Consider the following 3,221-nt stretch of genomic DNA (forward strand, 5'->3'; position numbering starts at 1 on the left):
CGGCCGGGGTCGGGTAGTCGAAAACCAGCGTCGAGGCCAACCGCAGCCCCGTGGCCGCGTTCAACCGGTTACGCAGGTCCACCGCCGTCAGCGAGTCGAAGCCCAACTCCCGGAACGCCCGGTCCGCCGGCACCGACTCCGCACCACCGTGCCCCAACACCTGCGCGACCAGGCCCCGCACCAGCACGTCGACCTGGGCGCGCGCCTCGTCGGGCGCGAGGCTCGCGAGCTGGTTGGCCCAGTCGCCGCCCCGCGCGGCCCGTCGCCGGGCCGCCGTCGATCCGATCAGGGTACGCAGCACGGCCGGCACCGGGCCGGCGCCGAGCGCTGCGCGCATCGCCGGTACGTCGATCACGGCCGGCACCAACGCCGGCCGCTCCGCCACCAGTGCGGCGTCGAACAGCTCCAGCCCGGCCTCGGCGCTCATCGGAGTCAGGCCGGCCCGCGCGGACCGCGCCCGGTCCGCCTCGTCGAGGGACGCGGCCATACCGTCCGTGTCCCACATGCCCCACGCCAAGCTCACGGCCGGCAACCCGAGCTGCCGCCGATACACCGCAAGTCCGTCGAGGAACGCGTTGCCCGCCGCGTACGCCGACTGACCCGGCGAACCCAACACACCCGCCACCGACGAGAACACCACGAACAGATCCAGATCCAGCGACGCCGTCGCCTCGTGCAACAACCAACCCGCCGACACCTTCGGCGCCAACACCCCCGCCAGCCGCTCCTCGGTGACCCGCTCGATCACCCCGTCATCCAGCACACCAGCGGTATGCACCACACCCGCCAGGCGGCCCCCGGCCGTGACCTCGCCGACCAGCCCGAACACCTGATCCCGGTCCGTCACGTCACACGCGACAACCCGCACCGACGCGCCCAGCGCGGACAGTCGCTCCGACAGCTCGCCCGCACCGGCGGCCCCCGGACCACGCCGCGACACCAACACCAGCGACCGCACCCCATACACCGACACCAGATGCTCCGCCACCAGCGCGCCCAGCGCGCCCGTACCACCCGTCACCAGCACCGCGCCGTCACCCACCACGGCACCGTCCGCCGACGAGGGCGCCACCGCACGCACCAGACGCGGCACGAACACCCCACCCGCACGCACCGCGACCTGACCGCCGTGCGTCGACGGCTCGTCGGCCACCGATGCCAGGACGGCCAACGTCCCGGCATCCACGTCACGATCGACGTCCGCCAGGACGATGCGGCCAGGGTGCTCCGACTGCGCCGAACGCAGCAAACCCCACACCGCCGCACCGCCCAGGTCCGTCATCCGGTCATCGGCACCCACCGCAACCGCGCCCCGAGTCACCACCACCAACCGCGACTCCGCCAGCGCGTCGGCCGCCAACCAGGACCGCACCGTCGCCAGCACCTGCGACGTCGCCGCGCGTACCGCGTCGGGGACGGCGCTCTTCGGCGCGTCGAGCGGCAGCAGCAGCGCCTTCGGTGCGGCCGTCCGACCGGCGTCGACCGCCGCGACGAGCGCCTCGACGTCGCCGTACGCCGGCAGGTCGGCGGTTGCCGGCGAGCCGACCAGCGCCCACCCGGAGAGGTCCCCGGCGGCGGCGATCTCCTCTGCCTGCCAGGTGAGTTCGAACAGCGACCGGGCCGCCGCGCCCGCCTCGGTCACGCCGGTCAGCTCGCGCAGAGCGAGGGAGTCGACCGACACCACGGCCGCGCCCGACTCGTCGCACGCGACCAGACGCACCGCCGAACCCGTACGCGTCAGCCGCACCCGCAGCACCCGCGCACCCGAGGCATACACCTGCACACCCTCGAACGCGAACGGCACCCGCGCCCCACCCGAACCCTCGCCACCGGGCAGCAGCCCGATCGGATGCAGGGCCGCGTCCAGCAACGCCGGGTGCACCCCGAACCCCGCCGCGTCACCGGCCACCTCATCCGGCAACACCACCTCGGCGTACACGTCGTCGCCGGTGGTCCACACCCGGCGCAGCCCCTGGAACACCGGCCCGTACGTCAGGCCGTGCTCCGCAAGCGTCGGGTACCAGCCCGTCACGTCCAGCTCGGACCCGCCGGCCGGGGGCCACTCCCCCACGCTCGGCTCGTCGGCCGTCGCCCGCTCCAGCACGCCCTCCGCGTGGTGGACCCAGTCGGCCTCCGGGTCGCCCTCGGCCTGCGAGTGCACCGCCACAACCCGGGTACCGGCCCCGTCGGCCGCGCCGACGCGCACCTGCACCCGTACGGCACCGGACCCCGGCAGCACCAGCGGCGCGGCCACGGTCAGCTCGCGCACCCGCGACGCACCCACCTCGTCGCCCGCCCGCACCGCCAACTCCACCAGGGCGGTGCCGGGCACGATCACCGTGCCGGAGACGACGTGGTCGGCAAGCCACGCGTGGGTGGCGAGGGAGAGACGACCGGTCAGCACCACCATGTCCGCGCCGGCGACGGTGACCGCCGCGCCGAGCAGCGGGTGCCCGGCGTCTCCGAGGCCCACGCCGGAGACGTCGGCGGTACGCGCCTGGCCCGCGCCGAGCCAGTAGCGCTGGTGCTGGAAGGCGTACGCGGGCAGGTCGACCCGGCGTGCGCCGCTGTCGGTGAACCACTGCGTCCAGGTCACCGGTACACCGTGCACGTGCAGTTCGGCGAGCGCGTGCAGCAGCGCCTGCGGGGCGGAACGGTCCCGACGCTGGACGGCCACCGCCAGCGCGTCGTCGGCGAGCAGGTCGGCGTTCATGGCGGTCAGGACGCTCTGCGGTCCGACCTCCAGGAACGTGTCAACCCCGGCCGCCCGCAGGGCGGCGATGCCGTCGGCGTAGCGCACCGCCTCCCGCACGTGCCGCACCCAGTACTCGGCGCGGGTGATCTCCTGCGGGTCGGCGAGCGCCCCGGTCAGGTTCGACACCACCGGTAGCAGCGGCGCCCGGAACGTCAGCCCCGCCAGGACGGCGCGGAACTCATCGAGCATCGGCTCCATCAGCGGGCTGTGGAACGCGTGGCTGACGGTGAGCCGGCGGGTACGCACGCCCCGATCCCGCCAGACCCGCTCCACCTCGTCGAGAGCCTCGACGACACCCGACACCACCACGGCGGCCGGCCCGTTGACCGCCGCGACGCCCACCCCGTCGCCCAGGCCCGCGATCGACTCCACCACCGCAGCCTCGTCAGCGGCCACAGCCAGCATCCCACCACCCGCGGGCAGCGCCTGCATCAACCGACCCCGCGCCGCCACCAGCGCACACGCG

General features: G+C 74.6%; 1 protein-coding gene. It reads right to left on the minus strand.

The features are described from left to right. On the minus strand, positions 1-3,221 hold a 3,221-nt coding region (locus C569_RS31470), incomplete at both ends, for an SDR family NAD(P)-dependent oxidoreductase (protein WP_036347366.1).

It is taken from the genome of Micromonospora sp. CNB394 (assembly GCF_000374985.1).
Taxonomy (GTDB): Bacteria; Actinomycetota; Actinomycetes; order Mycobacteriales; family Micromonosporaceae; genus Micromonospora; species Micromonospora marina.